Genomic DNA, 19770 nt, shown 5'->3' on the forward strand with positions numbered 1-19770 from the left:
CCTTCGGTCGCGGGAGTCAGGCGTCACAGTTCGTTGTCGATGAGGGCGAAGATCTCCTCGTCGGAAGCCGAGTCGATCTTGTCCACCACCGTTTCGGCGGGCCCGGAGCCGTCCGGCTCCGCCCCGAACCGGGCCAGGCTGCTCTGCAGCACGGCGACGAGCTTGCTGCGGACGGTGTCCGCGTCTTCCCTGGCGCCGGCCAGCATGGAGCCGACGTGCTCCAGGGCGGTGCGCAGCGTGTCCTCGGGGGACGGCGCCTGGGGCGCGAGCGTGCGGAAGAGGTACTCGGCCAGGGAGTTGACCGTCGGGTGGTCGAAGACCAGGGTCGCCGGCAGGCGCAGGCCGGTGTCGGCGTTGAGCCGGTTGCGCAGCTCGACGGCGGTCAGGGAGTCGAAGCCGAGGCGGTTGAAGGCCCGGTCGGCCTCGATGTGGTCGGCGCTGCCGTGGGCGAGGACCGCGGCGACGTGCGTCCGGACGCGGTCCGTGAGCAGCCGGAGGGCCTCGTCCCTGGTCATCACGGCGAGCTTGGACACCAGCCCGGCCACGCCGCCGCCCTGCTCTCCTGCGCTCCGTCGCGGCGTCCGTACGAGGCCGCGCAGCAGGGCCGGCAGGTCACCGGCCTCGGCGCGGGCCCGCAGCCCGGCGGTGTCCCAGCGGGCGGCCACGACCAGCGGCTCGGCGTCCCCGAGGGCGCGGTCGAACGCCTCCAGGCCCTCCTCCACGCTCAGCGGGGCGACGCCCGCCCGGGCGAGCCTGGCCACGTCTGCGGCGTCGAGGCCGCCGCCCATGCCGGTCGCGCCGGTGTCCCACAGACCCCAGGCGACGGACACGGCCGGCAGGCCCAGCGCGTGCCGGTGCCCGGCCAGGGCGTCCAGGAAGGCGTTGGCGGCCGCGTAGTTGCCCTGGCCCGCGTTGCCGAGCACGCCGGCCAGCGACGAGAACAGGACGAACGATCCCACGGGCCGGTCGAGGGTCAGCTCGTGCAGGTGCCAGGCGGCGTCCGCCTTGGGCGCCAGCACCGTGGCCATGCGCTCCGGCGTCAGCCCCTCCACCACCGCGTCGTCCAGCACGCCCGCCGTGTGGACGACTCCGGCCAGGGACGGCACCTGGTCCAGCAGCGCGGCCAGCGCCGCCCGGTCGGCCACGTCACAGGCCGCCACCCTGACGCTCGCGCCCAGCGCGGAGAGCTCCTCGACGAGCGCGCCGGCCCCCGGGGCCGCGGGTCCGCGGCGCGAGACGAGCACCAGGTCCCGTACGCCGTGCCGCTCCACCAGCCGCCGCGCCACCAGCGCGCCCAGTCCGCCCGTGCCGCCGGTCACCAGCACCGCACCCGGCACCTCGCGGGGCGAGGCGGCCGGCGGTGTGCGGCGGGCCAGGCGCGGTACGAGGACCTCGCCTCCGGCCACCCGTACCTGCGGCTCCCCGAGGGCCACCAGCCGGGCCCAGTCCGAGAACCCCTCCTCCACCTCCGCCAGCACGAACCGGCCCGGCTGCTCCGACTGGACGGTGCGCACCAGGCCCTGCACCGCGCCCGCCGCCACATCACCGGGCCGCGTCGCGAACACCACCACCCCGTCGGCCGGAGCCGAAGCCACCGCCTCCAGCACCCGCCCCGTCAGCGCCCGCACCGACGACGGCACGTCCGGCCCCTCCGGCACGCACCACACCACCGGCGGCACCCCGGCCCCGGGAGCGGATGCGGCACCGGCCGCAGGGGCCGCCACCCAATCCACCCCGTACGACACCGGAACGGACGACCCGCCCAGCGCGCCCGCAGGCACCGGCCGCACCCGCAGGGAGCCCAGCGACAGCACGGGCCGCCCGGACGGGTCGGCGGCCTCGACGGCGCACCCGTCGGAGCCGATCTCCCTCAGCCGCACCCGCAGATCCGTGGCCCCGGCCGCGTGCAGCCGCGCGCCCCGCAGCTCGAACGGCAGCCGCAGCTCCCCGTCGGGCGCCGCCACCACCAGCGGGTGGAACACCGCGTCGAACAGCGCCGGATGGACGCCGTACCCGGCGACCTCGACCCCCTCCGGAGCCACGACCTCCGCGAACAACTCGTCCCCGCGCCGCCACAACGCCCGCAACCCCTGGAACGCCGGACCGTACTCGTACCCCCGCTCCACCAACCGCTCATAACCACCCTCCACCTCCACCGCCACCGCGCCGGCGGGCGGCCACGCCACGGCCCAGGAGGCGGCGTCGTGGGCGGGGGACGCCGTGTCGGTGATCGTGCCGGACAGGTGCCGCGTCCACCCCTCCTCGGGGTCGCCGGCGGGCCGGGAGTGGAGCCGCACCGGCCGGGCGCCGGAGGCGTCGGGGCGCTCCACGACCACCTGGACGACGACGCCGCCCCGGGCGGGCAGCACCAGCGGCGCCTCGAACATCAGCTCCTCGACCAGCTCGCAGCCGGTCCGCGCGCCCGCCTCCAGGACCAGGTCGGCCATGGCCGCCCCGGGCAGGACGACCGTGCCGCCCACCCGGTGGTCGGCCAGCCACGGCGCGGCGTCCACCGACAGGCGGCCGGTCAGCACGGTCGGCCCGTCCTCCGCCAGGTCCACGACCGCGCCCAGCAGCGGGTGACCGGCCTCGGCCAGCCCGGCCGAGGGCAGCGCCTCGGACAGGGCGGCGGCGCGGGCGGGCGGGTCGAGCCAGTAGCGGCGCCGGTCGAAGGCGTACGTGGGCAGGTCCGTACGGGTGCCGCGGCGGAACAGCGCGGGCCAGTCGACCGGGAGCCCGGCGACCCAGGCGCGGGCCAGGCAGGCGGTCAGCGCGTCCGGCTCCGGGGTGTCACGCCGGTGCAGCGGGATGACGGCGGTGTCCTCGCGGGTCACGCAGTCGTGGGCCATGCCGGACAGCACGGCCTTCGGCCCGACCTCGACGAGGACGCCGATGCCCTCGCTCTCCAGCCGCTCCACCATGGCGTGGAACATGACCGGCAGCCGGATCTGCTCCAGCCAGTAGCCCGGCGACGTCCAGCGGGTGTCGGCCAGGCCGGTCAGGCCGGTGACGTACGCGAGGCGGGGCTCGCCGAACCGGACGGCGGCCAGCTCGGCGGCGAACGCGTCCAGCATCGGCTCCATGAGCGGCGAGTGGAAGGCGTGGCTGACGGCCAGCCTGCTGGTGCGACGGCCCCGGTCCCGCCACTGGTCTGCCACGGCCAGGCAGGCGTCGGCGTCGCCGGACAGGACCACGCTCGCGGGCCCGTTGACGGCCGCGACGGAGACCAGGTGCTCCAGCCCGTCGAGCGTGGGCCGGACCTCGTCGGCGCTCGCCGCCACGGCGGCCATCGCGCCGGGCGCGGTCAGCCGCTGCATCAGCCGGCCACGGGCCGCGACGAGCCGGGCGGCGTCGGCCAGCGACCAGACGCCCGCCACGTGCGCGGCGGCGAACTCGCCGACCGAGTGCCCGGCGACCGCCGCGGGCGCCGGGCCCAGCGACTCCAGCAGCCGGAACGCGGCCACCTCGAAGGCGAACAGCGCGGGCTGGGTGTAGGCGGTCTCGTCGAGCAGCGCCGCCTCGGGCGTGCCGGGCGCGGCCCACATCACCTCGCGCAGCGGCCGGTCGAGGTACGGGTCGAGCGCGGCGCACGCCTCGTCCAGGGCGGCGGCGAACACCGGCGAGAACCGGGCCAGCTCCTCCCCCATGCCGGGCCGCTGGCCGCCCTGGCCGGTGAACAGGAAGGCGGCACGCGGGTGCTCGGGGGCGACGCCCTCGATCACGGCGGAGGTGGGCTCCCGGCGGGCGTACGCGCCGAGGGCGGCGGCCAGCTCGTCGCCGTCGCGGCCCAGGACGACGGCGCGGTGCGGGAAGAGGGCCCGGGTGGTGACGAGCGAGTGCGCCACGTCGGCGGCGTCCGGGCGCCGGCCTGTCGTGACGTCGGCGGCCATGACGCGGGTGCTCAGGCGGGCGGCCTGGCCGCGCAGGGCGGCGGCGCCGTGCGCGCTGACCGGCCACGCCAGCGGCCCACCGGCTTCCGGGACGCGGCTCGGCTCGGCCCCGGTCTCTGGACCGGTCCCGGTCCCGGCCTCGGTCTCGGGGACGTACTCCTCGATGATGGCGTGCGCGTTCGTGCCGCTGATGCCGAAGCTGGAGACGGCCGCGCGGCGCGGGCGCTCGCCGCGCGGCCAGGCGCGGCCGGCGGTCAGCAGCCGGACACCGCCGGAGTCCCAGTCGGCGTGCGGCGTGGGCTCCTGGACGTGCAGGGTGGGCGGCAGCGTCTCGTGCTCGAGGGCCTTGACCATCTTGATGACCCCGGCCACACCCGCGGCGGCCTGGGTGTGGCCGATGTTCGACTTGACCGATCCCAGCCAGAGCGGCCGGTCCGCGCCGTGCTCCCGGCCGTACGTGGCGAGCAGCGCCCGCGCCTCGATCGGGTCGCCCAGCGTCGTGCCCGTGCCGTGCGCCTCCACGACGTCCACCTCGTCGGCGCCGAGCCGCGCGTCCGCCAGCGCCTGCTCGATGACCCGCTCCTGGGCCGGTCCGCTGGGCGCCGTCATGCCGTTGCTGGCGCCGTCCTGGTTGACGGCCGAGCCGCGGATCACCGCGAGGACGCGGTGCCCGTTGCGGCGTGCGTCGGACAGCCGCTCCAGGACGAGGACGCCGGCGCCCTCCGACCAGGCGGCCCCGTCGGCGGTCGAGGAGAACGACTTGCAGCGCCCGTCCGGCGACAGCGCCCGCTGCCGGCAGAACTCCACGAACGCGTCCGGCGAGACCAGCAGCGTGACCCCGCCGGCCAGCGCCAGCGAGCACTCCTCCTGGCGCAGCGCCCGCACGGCCAGGTGCAGGGTGACCAGCGACGACGAGCAGGCCGTGTCGACGGTCAGCGACGGGCCCTCCAGGCCCAGCGTGTACGAGACGCGGCCCGACATGACGCTCGGCGTGCTGGAGGACAGCAGCGTGCCCTCGACGGAGGTGGGGATCGAGCCGTGCACGAAGCGCGAGGAGTAGTCGTTGTACATGTTGCCCGCGTAGACGCCGGTGCGGCTGCCGCGCAGGGTCGACGGGTCGATCCCGGCGTGCTCCAGCGCCTCCCAGCACGACTCCAGGAACAGCCGGTGCTGCGGGTCGGTGCCGAGCGCGCTGCGCGGGCTCATCCCGAAGAACGCGGCGTCGAAGTCGGCCGCCCCCTCCAGGAACCCCCCGTGCCGCGTGTACGACTTGCCGAGCGCCTCCGGGTCGGGGTCGAACAGGTCCGTGTCCCAGCCGCGGTCGGCGGGGAACTCGCTGATCGCGTCACGTCCGGAGGCCACCAGCTCCCACAGCTCGTCGGGGCCGGAGACGCCGCCGGGGTACCGGCACGCCATGCCCACGATCGCCACCGGCTCGTGCCGGCGGCCGGCGTCCTCGGCCAGGCGCCGCCGCGTCTCCGCCAGCTCGACGGTGACGCGCTTCAGGTACGCGCGGAGCTTGTCCTCACTCGCCATGGCCAGGCCTTTCCACCGCGGGCTTCAGGGGGGCCGTCATGGCCCGGTTGTCGATCAAGGCGAAGATCTCCTCGTCGGAGGCGGTGACGATCTCCTCGGCGGCCCCGCCGGGCCGGCTCGGCGTGGCGGCCGGCGCGGCGGCGGGGGCGGTCCCGATGCGGCCGAGCGCGCTCTGCAGGATGGCGACGAGCTGGCCGCGCAGCGCGTCCGCCCCGCCGTTGGCGGCCAGCAGCACCGACTCGGCCTGGTCCACCGCCGTTCGCAGGGCGTCCTCGGGGGACGGGGTGTCGGGCGCGAGGGTGCGGTAGAGGTAGCCGGCGAGCGCGGTGACGGTCGGGTGGTCGAAGACGAGGGTCGCCGGCAGCCGCAGGGCGGTCTCGGCGTTGAGCCGGTTGCGCAGCTCCACGGCGGTCAGCGAGTCGAACCCCAGCTCGTTGAACGCGCGGTCCACGTCCACCTGCTCCGGGCTGCTGTGCGCGAGGACGGTGGCGACGTGCGAGCGGACCAGCGCGGTCAGGTGGGCGTGGGCCTCCGGCTCGGTCAGCGTGGCCAGGCGCTCGCCGAGCCCCTGCCCGGCCGTGCCCGGCAGCGTGGCCGGCCGAGCGGACGCCGCGCTCGGGACGGCACGGCGGGACGCGCGGACCAGCCCGCGCAGCACGGGCGGCAGGTCGCCGGCCTCGGCCCGGTCGCGCAGCCCGGCCCGGTCCCACCGGGCCGCCACGAGCAGCGGATCGGCCTGGCCCGGCAGCGCCAGGTCGAACAGGTCCAGGCCCTCCTCGACGGTCAGCGGCGCGATGCCGCCCCGCGCCAGGCGGGCCACGTCGGCGCCGCCGAGCCCGCCCGCCATGCCGTCGGCGCCGGTGTCCCACAGTCCCCAGGCGATGGACACGGCGGGCAGACCGAGGTCGCGCCGGTGCCGCGCGAGCGCGTCGAGGAAGGCGTTGGCGGCGGCGTAGTTGCCCTGCCCGGGGTTGCCGAGCAGGCCGGCCACGGACGAGAACAGCACGAACGACGTCAGCGGCAGGTCACGGGTCAGCTCGTGCAGGTGCCAGGCGGCGTCCACCTTCGGGGCCAGGGCGGCGTCGAGCCGCTGCGCCGACAGGCCCTCGACGACCGCGTCGTCCAGCACCCCAGCGGTGTGGACCACTCCCGTCAGGGACGGGAGCCGCTCCAGCAGGGCGGCCAGCGCGCGCCGGTCGGACACGTCGCAGGCCACCACCTCGGCGCTCGCGCCCAGCCCGGCCAGCTCGGCCGCCAGAGCTCCGGCTCCCGGGGCATCCGGGCCGCGTCGGGAGGCCAGGACCAGCTCCCGCACGCCGTGCCGCTCCACCAGCCGCCGCGCCACCAGCGCGCCCAGCCCTCCGGTGCCCCCGGTCACGAGCACACAGCCGTCCCGCTCCTCCGGAGAGGCGGGGGCCGGGACGCGGCGGACCAGGCGGGGCGCCAGCAGGCCGTCCTCGCCCGTGGCGAGCTGCGTCTCGCCCGCCGCGATCCCGCCCGCCAGCGCGTCCCACGCGGAGAAGCCCTCCGGCAGCTCCGCCAGAGCGAACCGTCCCGGATGCTCCGACTGCGCCGACCGCACCAGCCCCCACACCGCGGCCCCCGCCGCGTCGCCGGGCCGGGTGACGAACACCAGCCGCGACCCGGCGAACCGCTCGTCGCCGAGCCAGCTCTGCACCAGGTCCAACGCCTGGTGCAGGGTGTCGTGCGCGGAGTACGGCAGATCGGCGGCGTCGCCCCGGCAGGGGGCGAGCACCAGGCCGGGGATCTCCCCCGTGCTCATGTCGGCCACGGAGGCCAGGTCGTAGTAGCGGGGGGCGCCGATCCCGGCCGCCGCCAGCTCGGCGTCGATCTCGTCGGCCAGGTCGTCGAAGCCGACGACGGCCCACCGCTGCCCGGCCGGGTCCGCCGGGGTGACCGGCACGGGCGTCCAGTCGAGGGCGTAGGAGGCGGCGCCGTTCCCCGTGCGGGCGGCGTCGCCGGTACGGGGCACCCGGCGCAGCGCCAGGCCGGCGGCCTCGCCGACCGGTCGCCCGGCCGCGTCGTGGGCGGCCAGGGAGATCGTGTCGCCGTCGCCGTCGGTGATGCGGACGCGCAGCGTGCTCGCGCCCCCGGCGCTCACCCGCACCCCGCTCCAGGAGAACGGCAGCAGCACGGTCGCCGGGTCCCCCGCCCGCTCCAGCACCACCAGGTGCAGGGCGGCGTCCAGGAGGGCGGGGTGCAGGGTGTAGCGCTCCGCGTCGTCGCGCACCGCCTCGGGCAGCTCCACCTCGACGTACGCGACGCCGTCCCCGCGCCAGGCGGCGCGCAGCCCCTGGAACGCGGGCCCGTAGTCGTAGCCGCGCCCGGCGAGCCGGCCGTACAGGTCGTCCAGGTCCACCGGCTCGGCGCCGGGCGGCGGCCAGGCCGCCGCCGAGCCCGGCAGGCTCGGGGTGGCCGTGGTGAGGAGGCCGGTGGCGTGGCGCGTCCAGGGCGCGTCCGGGTCGTCCGCCGGGCGGGCGTGGACGGCGAGCGTGCGCCGCCCCTCCGCGTCGGGCCCGCCCACGGCGACCTGCGCGTGAACGGTGCCCGTCTCCGGCAGGTACAGCGGCGCCTCCAGCGTCAGGTCCTCGACCGTGTCGCACCCGGCCGTGGCGGCGGCCTCCAGCGCCAGCTCGACGAACGCGGTGCCCGGAAGCAGCACCGCCCCGTCCACGGCGTGGTCGGACAGCCACGGGACGGCGGCCCGCGACAGCCGGCCGGCCAGCAGGAAGCCGTCGTCGGCCGCCAGCGGCACGGCCGTGCCCAGCAACGGGTGGCGGGAGGCCGGGGAGTCGCCGGCGGGGCCGGGGTCGAGCCAGAACCTCTGGCGTTCGAACGGGTAGGTCGGCAGTCCCGCGTCGTGCCGGGACGCCGGCCCGAGGGCGGCCGTCCAGTCGAGGCTCGCGCCGAGCACCCACGCCTGGCCGAGCGCCCGCAGCAGCCGCTGCCTGCCGCCGTCGCCGCGCCGCAGCGTTCCGGTGGCGCCGCCGGGCAGCCCGGCCACCGCCAGGGTGTCCTCGATGTGGCCGATCAGCGTCGGATGCGGGCTGGCCTCGACGAACAGGGTCGTGCCCGACGCGGCGACCGTCTCGACGGCCTGCCGGAACAGCACGGGGTTGCGCAGGCTGGTGAACCAGTACTCGGCGGTCAGGGTCTCCGTGTCGAGGAAGTCACCGGCGTACGAGGAGCAGAAGGCCGTGTCGGCCGGGCCGGGACGCACGTCCGCGAGCGTGGTCAGCAGCTCCTCGCGCAGCTCCTCGATGTGCGGGGTGTGGGCGGCGTACCCGACCGCGACGCGGCGCATCCGCACGCCGTCGGGGCAGGCAGCGATGAGCTCCTCCACCGCGTCCGCGTCACCGGCGACCACCGAGCTGGCCGGACCGCTGTGGACGGCGGGCCACAGCCGGCCGCTCCACGGCTCCAGCAGCTCCGCGGCCCGCTCGGCCGGCAGGGAGACGGCCACCATGCCCCCGCGGTCGCCGAGCCGGACGAGCGCTCGGCTGCGCAGCACGACCACCCGGGCGGCCTCCTCCAGGGACAGCACGCCGGCGACGCACGCCGCGGTGATCTCGCCCTGGGAGTGACCGAGCACCGCGGCGGGGTTCACGCCGAGCGAGCGCCACAGCCCGGCCAGCGACACCATGACGGCGAACAGCACGGGCTGGATGACGTCCGCCCCTTCCAGCGGGCGCGCGCCGTCCGCGCCGCGCAGCACGTCCACGACGGACCAGCCGCTGTACGCGGCCAGCGCCCGGTCGCAGCGCTCCAGCCGCTCGCGGAAGTTGGGGTCGGCGTCGAGCAGGTCCACGGCCATGCCGGCCCACTGGGAGCCCTGACCGGGGAAGACGAACACGGGGCGGGGGTCGTCGAGGGCCGTTCCGGTGGTGAGCGCGGCGTGCGGGGCGTCGGCGGCGAGGGCGTCCAGGGCGGCGAGCAGCTCGTCACGGTCCTGGGCGACGACCACGGCGCGGTGCGCGAACCCGGCCCTTCGCGCCAGCGCCCTTCCGGCCGCGCCCAGCTCCTCCTCGGCGAGGCTCGCCGCGTGGCCGCGCAGCCGTACGGCCTGCGCCCGCAGCGCGGCCGCGCTCTTCGCCGAGAACGCCCACACCAGCGGGTCGCCGCCGGCGGGAACGCCGGAGTCCCCGGCGCCGGGGGCGCTCTCCAGAATGCCGGGGGCGCTCTCCAGGATGAGGTGCGCGTTCGTGCCGCTGATGCCGAAGCTGGACACGCCTGCGCGTACCGGTCGCGGCCCGTCCGGCAGCTCGACGGGCTCGGCCAGCAGCCGCACCCCGGAGGCGTCCCAGTCCACGTGCGGGGTCGGCTCGTCCACGTGCAGGGTGCGCGGCAGCGTCCGGTGCTCCAGCGCCTTGACCATCTTGATCACGCCGCCGACGCCGGCCGCGGCCTGGGTGTGCCCGATGTTCGACTTCAACGACCCCAGCCAGACGGGACCACTCGCCTGGTGTCCCTCGCGGGCGGAACCGTACGCGGCGATCAGCGACTCGGCCTCGATGGAGTCGCCCAGCCTGGTGCCGGTGCCGTGCGCCTCGACCACGTCCACGTCGGCCGCGGACAGGCGGGCGTCGGCCAGCGCGAGGCGGATGACGTCCTGCTGCGCCTGGCCGTTCGGGGCGGTCAGGCCGTTGCTGGCGCCGTCCTGGTTGACCGCGCCGCCCCTGATCACGGCCAGGACCGGGTGCCCGAGGCGGCGGGCGTCGGACAGCCGTTCCAGCAGCAGCATCCCCGCGCCCTCGGCCCAGCCGGTGCCGTCGGCCGCGGCCGAGAACGCCTTGCACCGGCCGTCGGGCGAGAGCCCGCCCTGCCTGCTGAACTCCACGAACATCCCCGGCCGCGACATCACCGTCGCCCCGCCGGCCAGCGCCAGCGCGCAGTCGCCGCGCCGCAGCGCCTGCACCGCGAGGACGATCGAGACGAGGGAGGAGGAGCACGCGGTGTCGGTCGTCATGGCCGGGCCGCGCAGCCCCAGCAGGTACGAGATGCGGCCGGAGACCACGCTGAGCGCGGTGCCGGTCAGCAGGTGCCCCTCGGCGGCGCTGTCGGGCTGGTCCAGGCGAGGGCCGTAGTCGGGGGCCATCGCGCCGACGAACACGCCGGTCGCCGAGCCGCGCAGCGCGGCCGGGTCCAGGCCGGCGCGTTCGAGGGTCTCCCAGCAGACCTCCAGCAGCAGGCGCTGCTGCGGGTCCATGGCCAGCGCCTCGCGGGGGCTGATGCCGAAGAACGCGGCGTCGAACCGGTCGGCGTCGTGCAGGAAGCCGCCCTGCCGGGTGTCACTGGTGCCGGACCGGTCGGACCCGGTGGCGAACAGGGTGCCCAGGTCCCATCCGCGGTTGGCGGGGAAGTCACCGATGGCGTCGGTCCCGCTGCTGACCAGCCGCCAGAGGTCGTCGGGCGACGCCACGCCGCCGGGGTAGCGGCACCCCATCCCGACCACGGCGACCAGCTCGTCATCGGCCGGCTCGTCATCGGCCGGGTCGTCCGCGGTCAGGGCGTCCGCGGTCAGGGCGTCGGGGGCCGGGCCGGTCCCGGCGGACCGGTCCGGCCCGTCCGTTCCGCGCGTTCCGGTGGAGGCGAGGAGGCCGTGCAGGTGGTCGGTGAGGCGTTCCGGGGTGGGGTGGTCGAACAGGACACCGGCCGGCAGCCGCAGGCCGGTCGCGGCGCGCAGCCGATCGCGCAGCTCCACCGCCGCCACCGAGTCGAACCCGAGGTCCTTGAACGTCCTGCCCGCCTCGATCCCGCCCGGGTCGCGGTGTCCGAGCACGCGGGCGGCGGCACCCAGCACCAGCTCCCGCGCCTCGACCCGGGACACGCCCGCGCCGCCGCCGCCCGGAGCGGCTCCTCCGGCCTCACCCACGGGAACGGCGCGGCCGCCGGAGGAAGCGGCGTGGCCGATGCGCGTGGCCGGGAGGAGGGGGGCGGTGGTGGGGCCGTAGGGCTCGCGCTGGAACGGGTACGTCGGCAGGTCCACCGGCCGCGCGCCCGGCGTGGCGCACGGGCCCGACCAGTCCACCGGCGCTCCCTGCGTGAACGCCTGCGCCAGCGACCGCAGCACCCGCTGCGGCCCGCCCTCGCCGCGCCGCAGGGTCCCGGTGACCGCCACGTCACGCCCGGTGGCCTCGGCCGTCTCCTCGGCGCCGGTGACCAGGACGGGATGCGGGCTGCACTCCACGAACAGCGCGCAGCCGCCCTCCAGCGCCGCCTCCACCGCCTGGGCGAAGCGCACCTGGTGGCGCAGGCTGCGGTACCAGTAGCCGGCGTCGAGCCCGGCCGTGTCCATCGGCTCGCCCGTCAGCGTGGAGACGAAGGTCGTGGCGACGCTCACCGGCCGTACCGGGGCCAGGGCCGCGAGCACCTCGTCGCGCACCTCCTCGACCTCGGCGGAGTGGGAGGCGTAGTCGACGGGGACGAGCCTGGCCCGGTGCTCCGAGAGCCGGTCGGCGAGCACGGCGAGCGCGTCGCTCGGACCGGAGACCACCACGGAGCGGGGGCCGTTGACGGCGGCCACCGACACGGGGGCCTCGACCTCGGCGATCACCCGCCGCACGAGGTCGAGGGGGGCGGCCACCGACAGCATGCCGCCGCGGCCGGTGATGCCGGCGATGGCGCGGCTGCGCAGGGCGACGACACGGGCGGCGTCGGCCAGGGTGAGGGCGCCGGCGACCGTGGCCGCCGCGATCTCGCCCTGGGAGTGGCCGATCACCGTGCCGGGCTCGACGCCGTGGGAGCGCCACACCTCGGCCAGCGACACCATGACGGCCCACAGGGCGGGCTGTACCACGTCCACCCGCTCCAGGCCCGGGGCGCCGGGGGTCTCCTGGAGGACGTCCATGAGCGAGAAGTCGATGAAGGGAGCCAGGGCGGCGGCGCACGCGGCCAGGCGCGCGGCGAAGACGGGCGAGGAGGCCAGGAGCTCGCGGGCCATGCCGGGCCACTGGGACCCCTGGCCGGGGAAGACGAAGGCGATCTCTCCGCTCGAACCGGTCCCGGCCACGTCTCCGCGCGCGGCGTTCCCGATCACGCCGTTCGCGGCGGTTCCCACCACGACGTCGTCGTGCGGCTGCCCGGCGGCCAGGGCGCGCAGCGCGGCCAGGCGAGTGGGCCGGTCGGGGGCCAGGACGACGGCGCGCCGCTCGAAGACCGCCCGGCTGCCCACCAGGCTCAGGGCGACGTCATCGGGGGCGACGGCCGCGTCCTCGGCGAGAGGCAGCAGCCGGCGCGCCTGCTCCCGCAGGGCCGCCCCGTCACGCGCCGACACGACCCATGGCGCCCCCTGGGTGGGCATGGGCGGGAGGGCGAAGGGGTCGGGGCCTGACGGGGCGGTGGGGGCGCACGGTTCGGCGATGGCCGGGCCCGAAGTCGAAGGCAGGAGTGAGGAGGAGGCCGGCGGTTCGGTCAGGAGAAGGTGGCAGTTGGTGCCGCCCATGCCGAACGAGCTGACCCCCGCCACCGCCGCCCGCCCGTCCCCCGGCCACTCGCGGCGCGCCCGCGCCACCTCCAGCCGCAGCTCCCCCAGCGGGATCTCCGGCGGCGGCGCCTCGAAGTGCAGGCTGGCGGGCACCGTGCGGTGCTTCAGTGCCAGCACCACCTTGAGCAGCCCCGCGATCCCCGCCGCGCCCTCCAGGTGGCCGATGTTGGTCTTGGCCGACCCGACCAGCAGCGGGTCGTCCGCCGGGCGGGCGGCGCCGTAGGCGGCGCCGAGCGCCGCAGCCTCCACCGCGTCGCCGACCTTGGTGCCCGTGCCGTGCAGCTCGACGTACCGCACGTCGGCCGGGTCCACCCCGGCCCGCGCGCACGCCAGGCGGATGACCTCCGCCTGCGCGTCCCGGCTGGGCACGGTCAGGCCCTCGCCGCCGCCGTCGTTGTTGACCGCCCCGCCGAGGATCACGGCGTGCACGGCGTCGCCGGCGGTGAGCGCGTCGGACAGCCGCTTGAGGACGACCAGCCCGCCGCCCTCGCCCCGCACGTAGCCGTTGGCGCGGCCGTCGAAGACGTGGCACCGGCCGTCGGGCGACAGGGCGCCGAGCCCGGCGATGGCGTCGGTGGTCTCGGCGAGGAGGTTGAGGTTGACGCCGCCGGCCAGCGCGAGGGCGGTCTCGCCCCGGCGCAGGCTCTCACACGCCATCTCCACGGCGACGAGCGACGAGGACTGGCCGGTGTCGAGGGTGAGGCTGGGGCCGCGCAGGCCGAGGAAGTAGGACACCCGGTTGGCGATCATGGCCCGGTTGGCGCCGACGTACGCGTGCCGGCCGCGCTCCTCCGCGCCGAGCCTGGCCTGGAGCGCGGCGTGGTCGTTCGAGATGGCGCCCAGGAAGACGCCGGCGGCGCTGCCGCGCAGGCCCGTGGGGACGGCGCGGGCGTTCTCCAGCGCCTCCCAGGCCAGCTCCAGGACGAGGCGCTGGTGCGGGTCCATGGCCGCGGCCTCGTTCGGCGAGATGCCGAAGAACGCGGCGTCGAACCCGTCCACGGACTCCAGGAACCCGCCCCGCCGGTGACCGGCCCCCGGCCAGCGCTCCTCGGGGGCGGCGGTGACCGCGTCCACGCCCTCGCTCAGGAGCCGCCAGAACTCCGCCGGTCCGGCGGCGCGCGGCAGCCGGCACGCCATGCCGACGACGGCGATCGCGTCCGGCCCGCCGGTCCCCGCCCGCTGTGTCGACTCACCAGCCATCAATGCGCCACCTCAAGCCTCGGGCGCCATTCGACACGGCGCCGCCGGTTTATTGGGACCGCGCGGATAATTACTCCGCGGCGTTCTGGTCTAGCGGCTTTCGCATAGTTGTGGATAAGACACTATGGGCGTGCACAATTCGGGGACACGGTCGCCGACTGGCACCTTGTGACCGCCATTAGTGGCCAGCGCCGGCCACCCCCGCCGGCCTTGACCCCGGACGTTCGCCCGCGCAATGAATGACGGACGGAGAAAGCCGCCGGGAGGAGACCACATGTCCGTCGAGGCGCCTCTCAGCAACGGCCAGCTCTTCAGCTGGCGTGAGATCGAGCGGTATCCGGAGGACTGGCTGCACGAGGCGAACCTGGCGACGACATGGGACCTGCGGGGCCTGTCGAACCGGCAGGTCACGACCGCCCTGCGACGGCTGGCCGACCGGCACGAGGCGCTGCGGACGACCTACCGTCCGGACGGCGACCGGCCGGTCCAGGTGGTCCACGACGACGCGCCCCTGCCCGTCGAGACGGTGGACCGGGTTGTCACCGACCCCGCCGAGCACGAGCAGACGAAGGCGGAGCTGGTGGCGCGGCCGTTCGCCATGAGCGGCGACCTGAACTGGCGGGGCCGGCTGGTCCGCTCCCCCGACGGCGCGCCCCTCTACATCAGCCTGGCCTTCTCCCATCTCATCCTCGACCTGTGGTCGATCCACCACCTGCAGGACCAGTTCAAGGCGCTGGTGGCCGACCCGGACGCCACGGCCGCGAGGGGCCTCACCCCGCGCGAGCTGGCGCGGCGGCAGCGGGAGGAGGCGTGGCGGCCCCGGCAGGAGAGCTCCGAGCGGTACTGGCAGGACGTGCTGGCCGAGGGGCTCATGGACCGGCTGCCCACGCTGCCGGCCCGCGTCAAGCGCAACAGGCTGGAGCTCACGCTGCACTCGCGGCGGCTCGGCGGGCTCGCGGCGGAGGCGGGCCGCCGGCACGGGGTCACCGCGCCGGCCGTGGTCATGGCGTTCATCGCCGCCGGGCTGGCCCGCCACCTGGGCACCGACCGGGTGACGATGAGCCTGATGTCCTCCAACCGGTTCGCCCAGGAGGACCAGCACAACGTGGGCACGATGAACCAGCTCATCCCCTTCGTCACCGGCGTGGACCCCGGCGCCACGCTCGCCGAGCACATCAGGCGGCTGCACTGGGCGGGCGCGAAGTCGTACCGGTACTCCTGCTACGACTTCGACCGCGTCGCCGAGCTGGCCGCGGGCGACGCGGCCAGGACCGGCCGGGACCCGGGGCACGACTGCTGGATCAACCACCTGTTCCGGGCCTGGTTCAACTACATCCAGGTGGACCGCCGTCCTTCGGACCCGGCCGACCAGAGCCCGGCGGAGCTGGCCTGGACGCCGCTGGCGCAGCAGTACGGGCAGGCGTTCCGGGTGCGGGTGGCGGTGCAGGGGGGCCGTACCAGCGTGCTCATGCTGGCGGACCCGGACGTCCTGCCCGCCGAGGCGATGGTGGACATCATGCGGACACTCGCGCTGGGCACGCAGCTCGCCGTCGCCGACCCTGACCGGCGGCTGGCCGACCTGTGGGAGGGGTCCGGCCGGTCCGGGCAGGACCTCCCGCCGTCGCTCTTCCCCCGCGACCTCCCCGACCCGCCGCGGCACCCCGGGTAGTCCCGGGGGCCCGGGACGACCATGGAGACGACCATGGAGACGACTGTGGAACGCACCCTTGTGGAACGCACCCGCGTGGAACGCACCCTTCACCAGTGGTTCGCCGGCTCGGTGGCGCGCTTCGGCGACCGGGTGGCGCTGGAGGCGGGCGGCGCCCGCCACACCTACGCCGAGCTGGACGACCTGGCGGCGCGCCTGGCCGCGCGGATCCTGGCCTCCTGCCCCGGCGGGCGCCCGTCGCGGGTCGGCCTGTACGCGGCCCGCGACACCCTGGCCTACGCCGGGTACCTGGCCGTCCAGCGGATCGGCGCCACCGCGGTCCCCCTCAACCCCGCCATGCCCGCGGCGCGCAACCTCGCCGTCGCCCGGGCCGCCCGCCTGGACGTCGTCCTGGCCGACGCCGCCCGCGGCCCGCTGCCGCCGTTCCCCTCGCGAACGCTCGCCGTCACCCTGGACGACCCGGGCGGCGACCGGGCGGAGCCGCTGGCGCCGCCGGACGGGGTGGACGGGCTCGCCTATGTCCTGTTCACCTCGGGCTCGACCGGCGCGCCCAAGGGTGTGCCGCTGCGCCACCGCTCCGTCGGCGCGTACCTGTCGCACGTCGTCCCCCGCTACGGGCTGGGGCCGGGCGACCGGACGTCGCAGACGTTCGACCTGACCTTCGACCTGTCGGTCTTCGACATGTTCGCCACCTGGGGCGGCGGGGCGACGCTCGTCGTCCCGACCCGGTACGACCTGCTCAAGCCGGTGTCGTTCGTGGCCAGGGAGCGGCTGACGCACTGGTTCTCGGTGCCGTCGGTGGTCTCGCTGGCGCTGCGTCTGCGCCGGCTGGCCCCGGGCTCGATGCCGTCGCTGCGCTGGAGCCTGTTCTGCGGCGAGCCGCTGACGCTGCGGCAGGCGGACGCGTGGCGGGAGGCGGCGCCGCACAGCGTGCTGGAGAACCTGTACGGCCCGACGGAGCTGACCATCTCCTGCGCCGAGTACCGCCTGCCCGCCGACCGGGCCCGCTGGCCGGAGACTCCCAACGGCACCGTGCCGATCGGCCTGCCGTACCGGGGGGTGGAGCACGTGGTGCTGGACGCGGACGGCCGGCCGGCGGCGGAGGGCGAGCTGTGCCTGCGCGGCCCGCAGCGCTTCCCGGGGTACACGGACCCGGAGGTCAACGAGGGCCGCTTCGTCGCCTTCGACGGCGTCCGTACGGTGCCCGCCCCGGCCGCCGCCACCATGGCCGGCGAGCTCTGGTACCGCACCGGCGACCGGGTCGCCTGGCGCGACGGGCTGCTCGTCCACCTCGGGCGGCTGGACCAGCAGGTGAAGATCTCGGGGCACCGGGTCGAGCTGGGCGAGGTGGAGGCCGCCCTGCGGGCCAGGCCCGGAGTGCACGAGGCCGTGGTCCTGGCGCTGCCCGGGGCGGACGGCGAGCTGGAGCTGGAGGCCGCCTGCACCGGGACGGCGCTCGACCCGGTGGCGCTGGTCAAGGGCGTCGCCGAGGTGCTGCCGGGCTACATGGTGCCGCGCGCGGTGACCGTGCTGGGCGAGCTGCCGCTCAACGCCAACGGGAAGGTGGACCGCCGCGCACTGGCCACAACTCTGAAGCCCTGACAAGGGAGCCTGAAACGGCAGCCTGGAAAGGGAGAGGGCGGGGACCGGCGAGACCGGCCCCCGCCCTTCTGACGTCCGTGCGTCAGTGGACCGGCGGGAACGCCGGGAGCGTGGTCAGCGCCTGCCAGAGCGAGCCGACCGTGGCGAACGTCGTCTCGTCCAGGATCTCGTCGGGCAGCTCGACCGCGTAGCCGTTCTCGATGTCGACCAGCAGCCGCACGACGCCCATCGAGTCGAGGCCGAGACCGGCGAGCTCGTCCCGGGCGGAGAGCTCCGCCGCGTCCGCGTACGGCAGGTGCGCGCGCAGAAGGCTCTGGAACTGATTCGGAATTTCAGACATCGTCATCCGCCGATCTGCCAGAGAAATCCATTCATACAAAGCTTCGGGGAATGGCGGAGCAGCGGTCAAGAAGGCCGGGAAAGAGCACGCTGGCAGCTTGTGGCGCGCCCAACATGCCAGCGCGGACCGCTTGTCACGGTCCCAGGAAAAGCCAATCCTCGGTTTGTTCGGTAGTCCGACTATCGCCGGCGGTGGAGGCCGAGTTGTCCACTGTGAGATCCGCGAACCTGTGCTGGGGGCAGCGCTACATGTGGCTGCGCGTCCACCAGCTCCCGCCCGGGCACCAGCACGAGACGCACGTCGTCCTCACCTTCGACGTGCCCCCCGGTGTGACGCTCGCCCACTGCCGCGCGATGATCACCTCTCTGGTCCGCCGGCACGAGACGCTGCGGACCACGTACCACCTCGACGCCGGAGAGCCCGGGACCGGGCCCGTGCAGCGGATCCACCCGCCGGGCGCCCTGAAGGTCATGGAGGTCACCGCGGAGCGGGACGGCACCGCCGCACCCGCCGAGGTGATCGAGGAGCTCAGCACGCGGCCGTTCGACCTGGCCGGCGAGTGGCCCGTCCGGGCGGTCGTCATCACGGCGGGCGGCGTGCCCAAGCGCGCCGTCGTGGTGCTCAACCACCTGGCGGTGGACGTGTGGACGCTGGGCGAGCTGAAGCGGGAGCTGCGCACGCAGGCCGCCGGTCTGGCCGCGCGCCGGCCCGCCACGCTCATGCCGGTCCGCCACCGGCCGTCGGACCTGGCCCGTCACGAGACGTCGGCCGACGCCACCGTGGTGGCCGCCCGCTCCGTCGCGTACTGGCAGGAGCAGGTCGCCGCGCTCCCCTCGGACCCCTTCGCCGCGCGCCGCCGGGAAGGCGCCGGCCGCCGGGAAGGCGCCGGCCGCCGGGAAGGCGCCGGCCGCCGGGAAGGCGCGGGCCGCCGGGAAGGCGCGGGCGGGGACCCCTTCGCCGCGCTCCGGGACGGCCCGGGTGCGACCGGTGAGCCGCCGGCCAGGCACGCGACGCTGACCTCCCCCGCCCTGCTGGAGGCCACCCGGCGGGTCGCCGCCCGGTACGGCGTGTGGCCGTCGCTGGTCCACCTGGCCGCCCACACCGCGCTGACCGCCGCCTACACCGGCCTGGACTCGGCCGGCCTCCTGTCGTTCGTCAGCAACCGCGAGTCCCACCCGTACCCGGACGTCCTGACCTGCATGTTCTCGCCGACGCTGGTGCGGGTGGACTGCTCCGGCGATCCCACGTTCGCCGAGCTGCTCGCCCGGGTGGCGGCCGCCTTCGAGCGGGCCAAGGAGCACTCCTACCTCCCCTACGACGAGGTGACCGAGCTGGTGTCCCGGGAGGGCTCGCGGCGTGGCCAGGCGGTGCGCCTCGGCTCGGAGGTCAACTTCATCAAGCAGCGCACCAAGGACTACGGGGGCCGGCGCACCGCCGTCGCCTGGCATCCGGTGCCGGAGGCGTGGGCGCACGCCGGGTCCGAGACGTACCTGCGGGTCGACGAGTGGCGCGACGCGGTCGCCGTGTCCCTCCAGGCGTCGTCCGCGGTCATGGACGGCGCGGCCGTGGAGGCGTTCCTGCGCGGCCACGAGGCCCTGATCCTCGCCTGCGATGACAGTGCGGCGGCTGGTCCCCGCCTCGGTGACGTGGCCCGGCTGGCCGGGCTGCCCGATCCGCCCCCGGTGGCCGCTCCTGGGACGGCCGCGCTTCCCTCCTGGGACCGCGCCCCGGCCGACGAGGCCGCCCGCGCGCTCGCCGGCGCCGTGCGGCTCGTCCACGGGCTGCCCCCTCTCGACCTCTCCGACAGCTACACCCTCGCCGGAGGCCGCGCCCTGCGCATCCCCCGGGTGCTGGCCGAGCTGCGCGAGAGCGGCTGGGAGGGCCTGACCCTCCAGCAGCTCGCCGGACCGGTCCCGCTCGGCGTCCTCGCCGGCCTGCTCGTCCCGATCCGGCCGCTCGCGGATGACCACCGTCCATCAGATCTCATGCGCCTCGGAGTGAAGCCTTGACCATCCATCTCGCCACACCT

Annotated in this window: 6 protein-coding genes; 3 read left to right on the forward strand and 3 right to left on the reverse strand. The window is 76.1% G+C overall.

Going from position 1 to position 19770, the window contains the following annotated elements:
- Nucleotides 1-23: 23 nt before the first annotated feature.
- Nucleotides 24-5426, reverse strand: coding sequence for an SDR family NAD(P)-dependent oxidoreductase (locus ACIBG4_RS33215; RefSeq protein WP_397205400.1), 5403 nt, complete (start codon nucleotides 5424-5426; stop codon nucleotides 24-26).
- The gene (locus tag ACIBG4_RS33220) at nucleotides 5416-14130 is read right to left on the reverse strand and encodes a type I polyketide synthase (RefSeq protein ID WP_397205402.1); all 8715 of its coding nucleotides are present in this window, start codon (nucleotides 14128-14130) and stop codon (nucleotides 5416-5418) included. The genes ACIBG4_RS33215 and ACIBG4_RS33220 overlap by 11 nt, the downstream gene beginning before the upstream one ends.
- Before the next feature lie 274 nt (nucleotides 14131-14404).
- Between ACIBG4_RS33220 and ACIBG4_RS33225 the strand changes: the two genes are divergently transcribed.
- On the forward strand, nucleotides 14405-15799 hold the full coding sequence (locus ACIBG4_RS33225) for a condensation domain-containing protein (RefSeq protein WP_397205404.1): 1395 nt from the start codon (nucleotides 14405-14407) through the stop codon (nucleotides 15797-15799).
- A 33-nt stretch (nucleotides 15800-15832) separates the two neighbouring features.
- On the forward strand, nucleotides 15833-17401 hold the full coding sequence (locus ACIBG4_RS33230) for an amino acid adenylation domain-containing protein (RefSeq protein ID WP_397205406.1): 1569 nt from the start codon (nucleotides 15833-15835) through the stop codon (nucleotides 17399-17401).
- A gap of 82 nt (nucleotides 17402-17483) precedes the next feature.
- Here the strand turns inward: ACIBG4_RS33230 and ACIBG4_RS33235 are convergent, their stop codons facing one another.
- A complete protein-coding gene (locus ACIBG4_RS33235; RefSeq protein WP_310713259.1) occupies nucleotides 17484-17741 on the reverse strand; it encodes a phosphopantetheine-binding protein in 258 nt (85 codons plus the stop codon).
- Between the two features lie 212 nt (nucleotides 17742-17953).
- Here ACIBG4_RS33235 and ACIBG4_RS33240 point away from each other — a divergent pair, with 212 nt between their 5' ends.
- Nucleotides 17954-19750: a condensation domain-containing protein gene (locus tag ACIBG4_RS33240; RefSeq protein ID WP_397205494.1), complete on the forward strand. Its 1797-nt coding sequence runs from the start codon at nucleotides 17954-17956 to the stop codon at nucleotides 19748-19750.
- Nucleotides 19751-19770 lie beyond the last annotated feature (20 nt).

The sequence above is a fragment of the Nonomuraea sp. NPDC050383 genome, assembly GCF_044459125.1.
In the GTDB taxonomy this organism is placed as follows: Bacteria; Actinomycetota; Actinomycetes; order Streptosporangiales; family Streptosporangiaceae; genus Nonomuraea.

Coding starts and splice junctions, on each gene's coding strand:
- ACIBG4_RS33220 (WP_397205402.1), bottom strand. CDS start 14,130: ATGGCTGGTGAGTCGACACAGCGGGCGGGGACCGGCGGGCCGGACGCG.
- ACIBG4_RS33215 (WP_397205400.1), bottom strand. CDS start 5,426: ATGGCGAGTGAGGACAAGCTCCGCGCGTACCTGAAGCGCGTCACCGTC.
- ACIBG4_RS33235 (WP_310713259.1), bottom strand. CDS start 17,741: ATGTCTGAAATTCCGAATCAGTTCCAGAGCCTTCTGCGCGCGCACCTG.
- ACIBG4_RS33230 (WP_397205406.1), top strand. CDS start 15,833: ATGGAGACGACTGTGGAACGCACCCTTGTGGAACGCACCCGCGTGGAA.
- ACIBG4_RS33225 (WP_397205404.1), top strand. CDS start 14,405: ATGTCCGTCGAGGCGCCTCTCAGCAACGGCCAGCTCTTCAGCTGGCGT.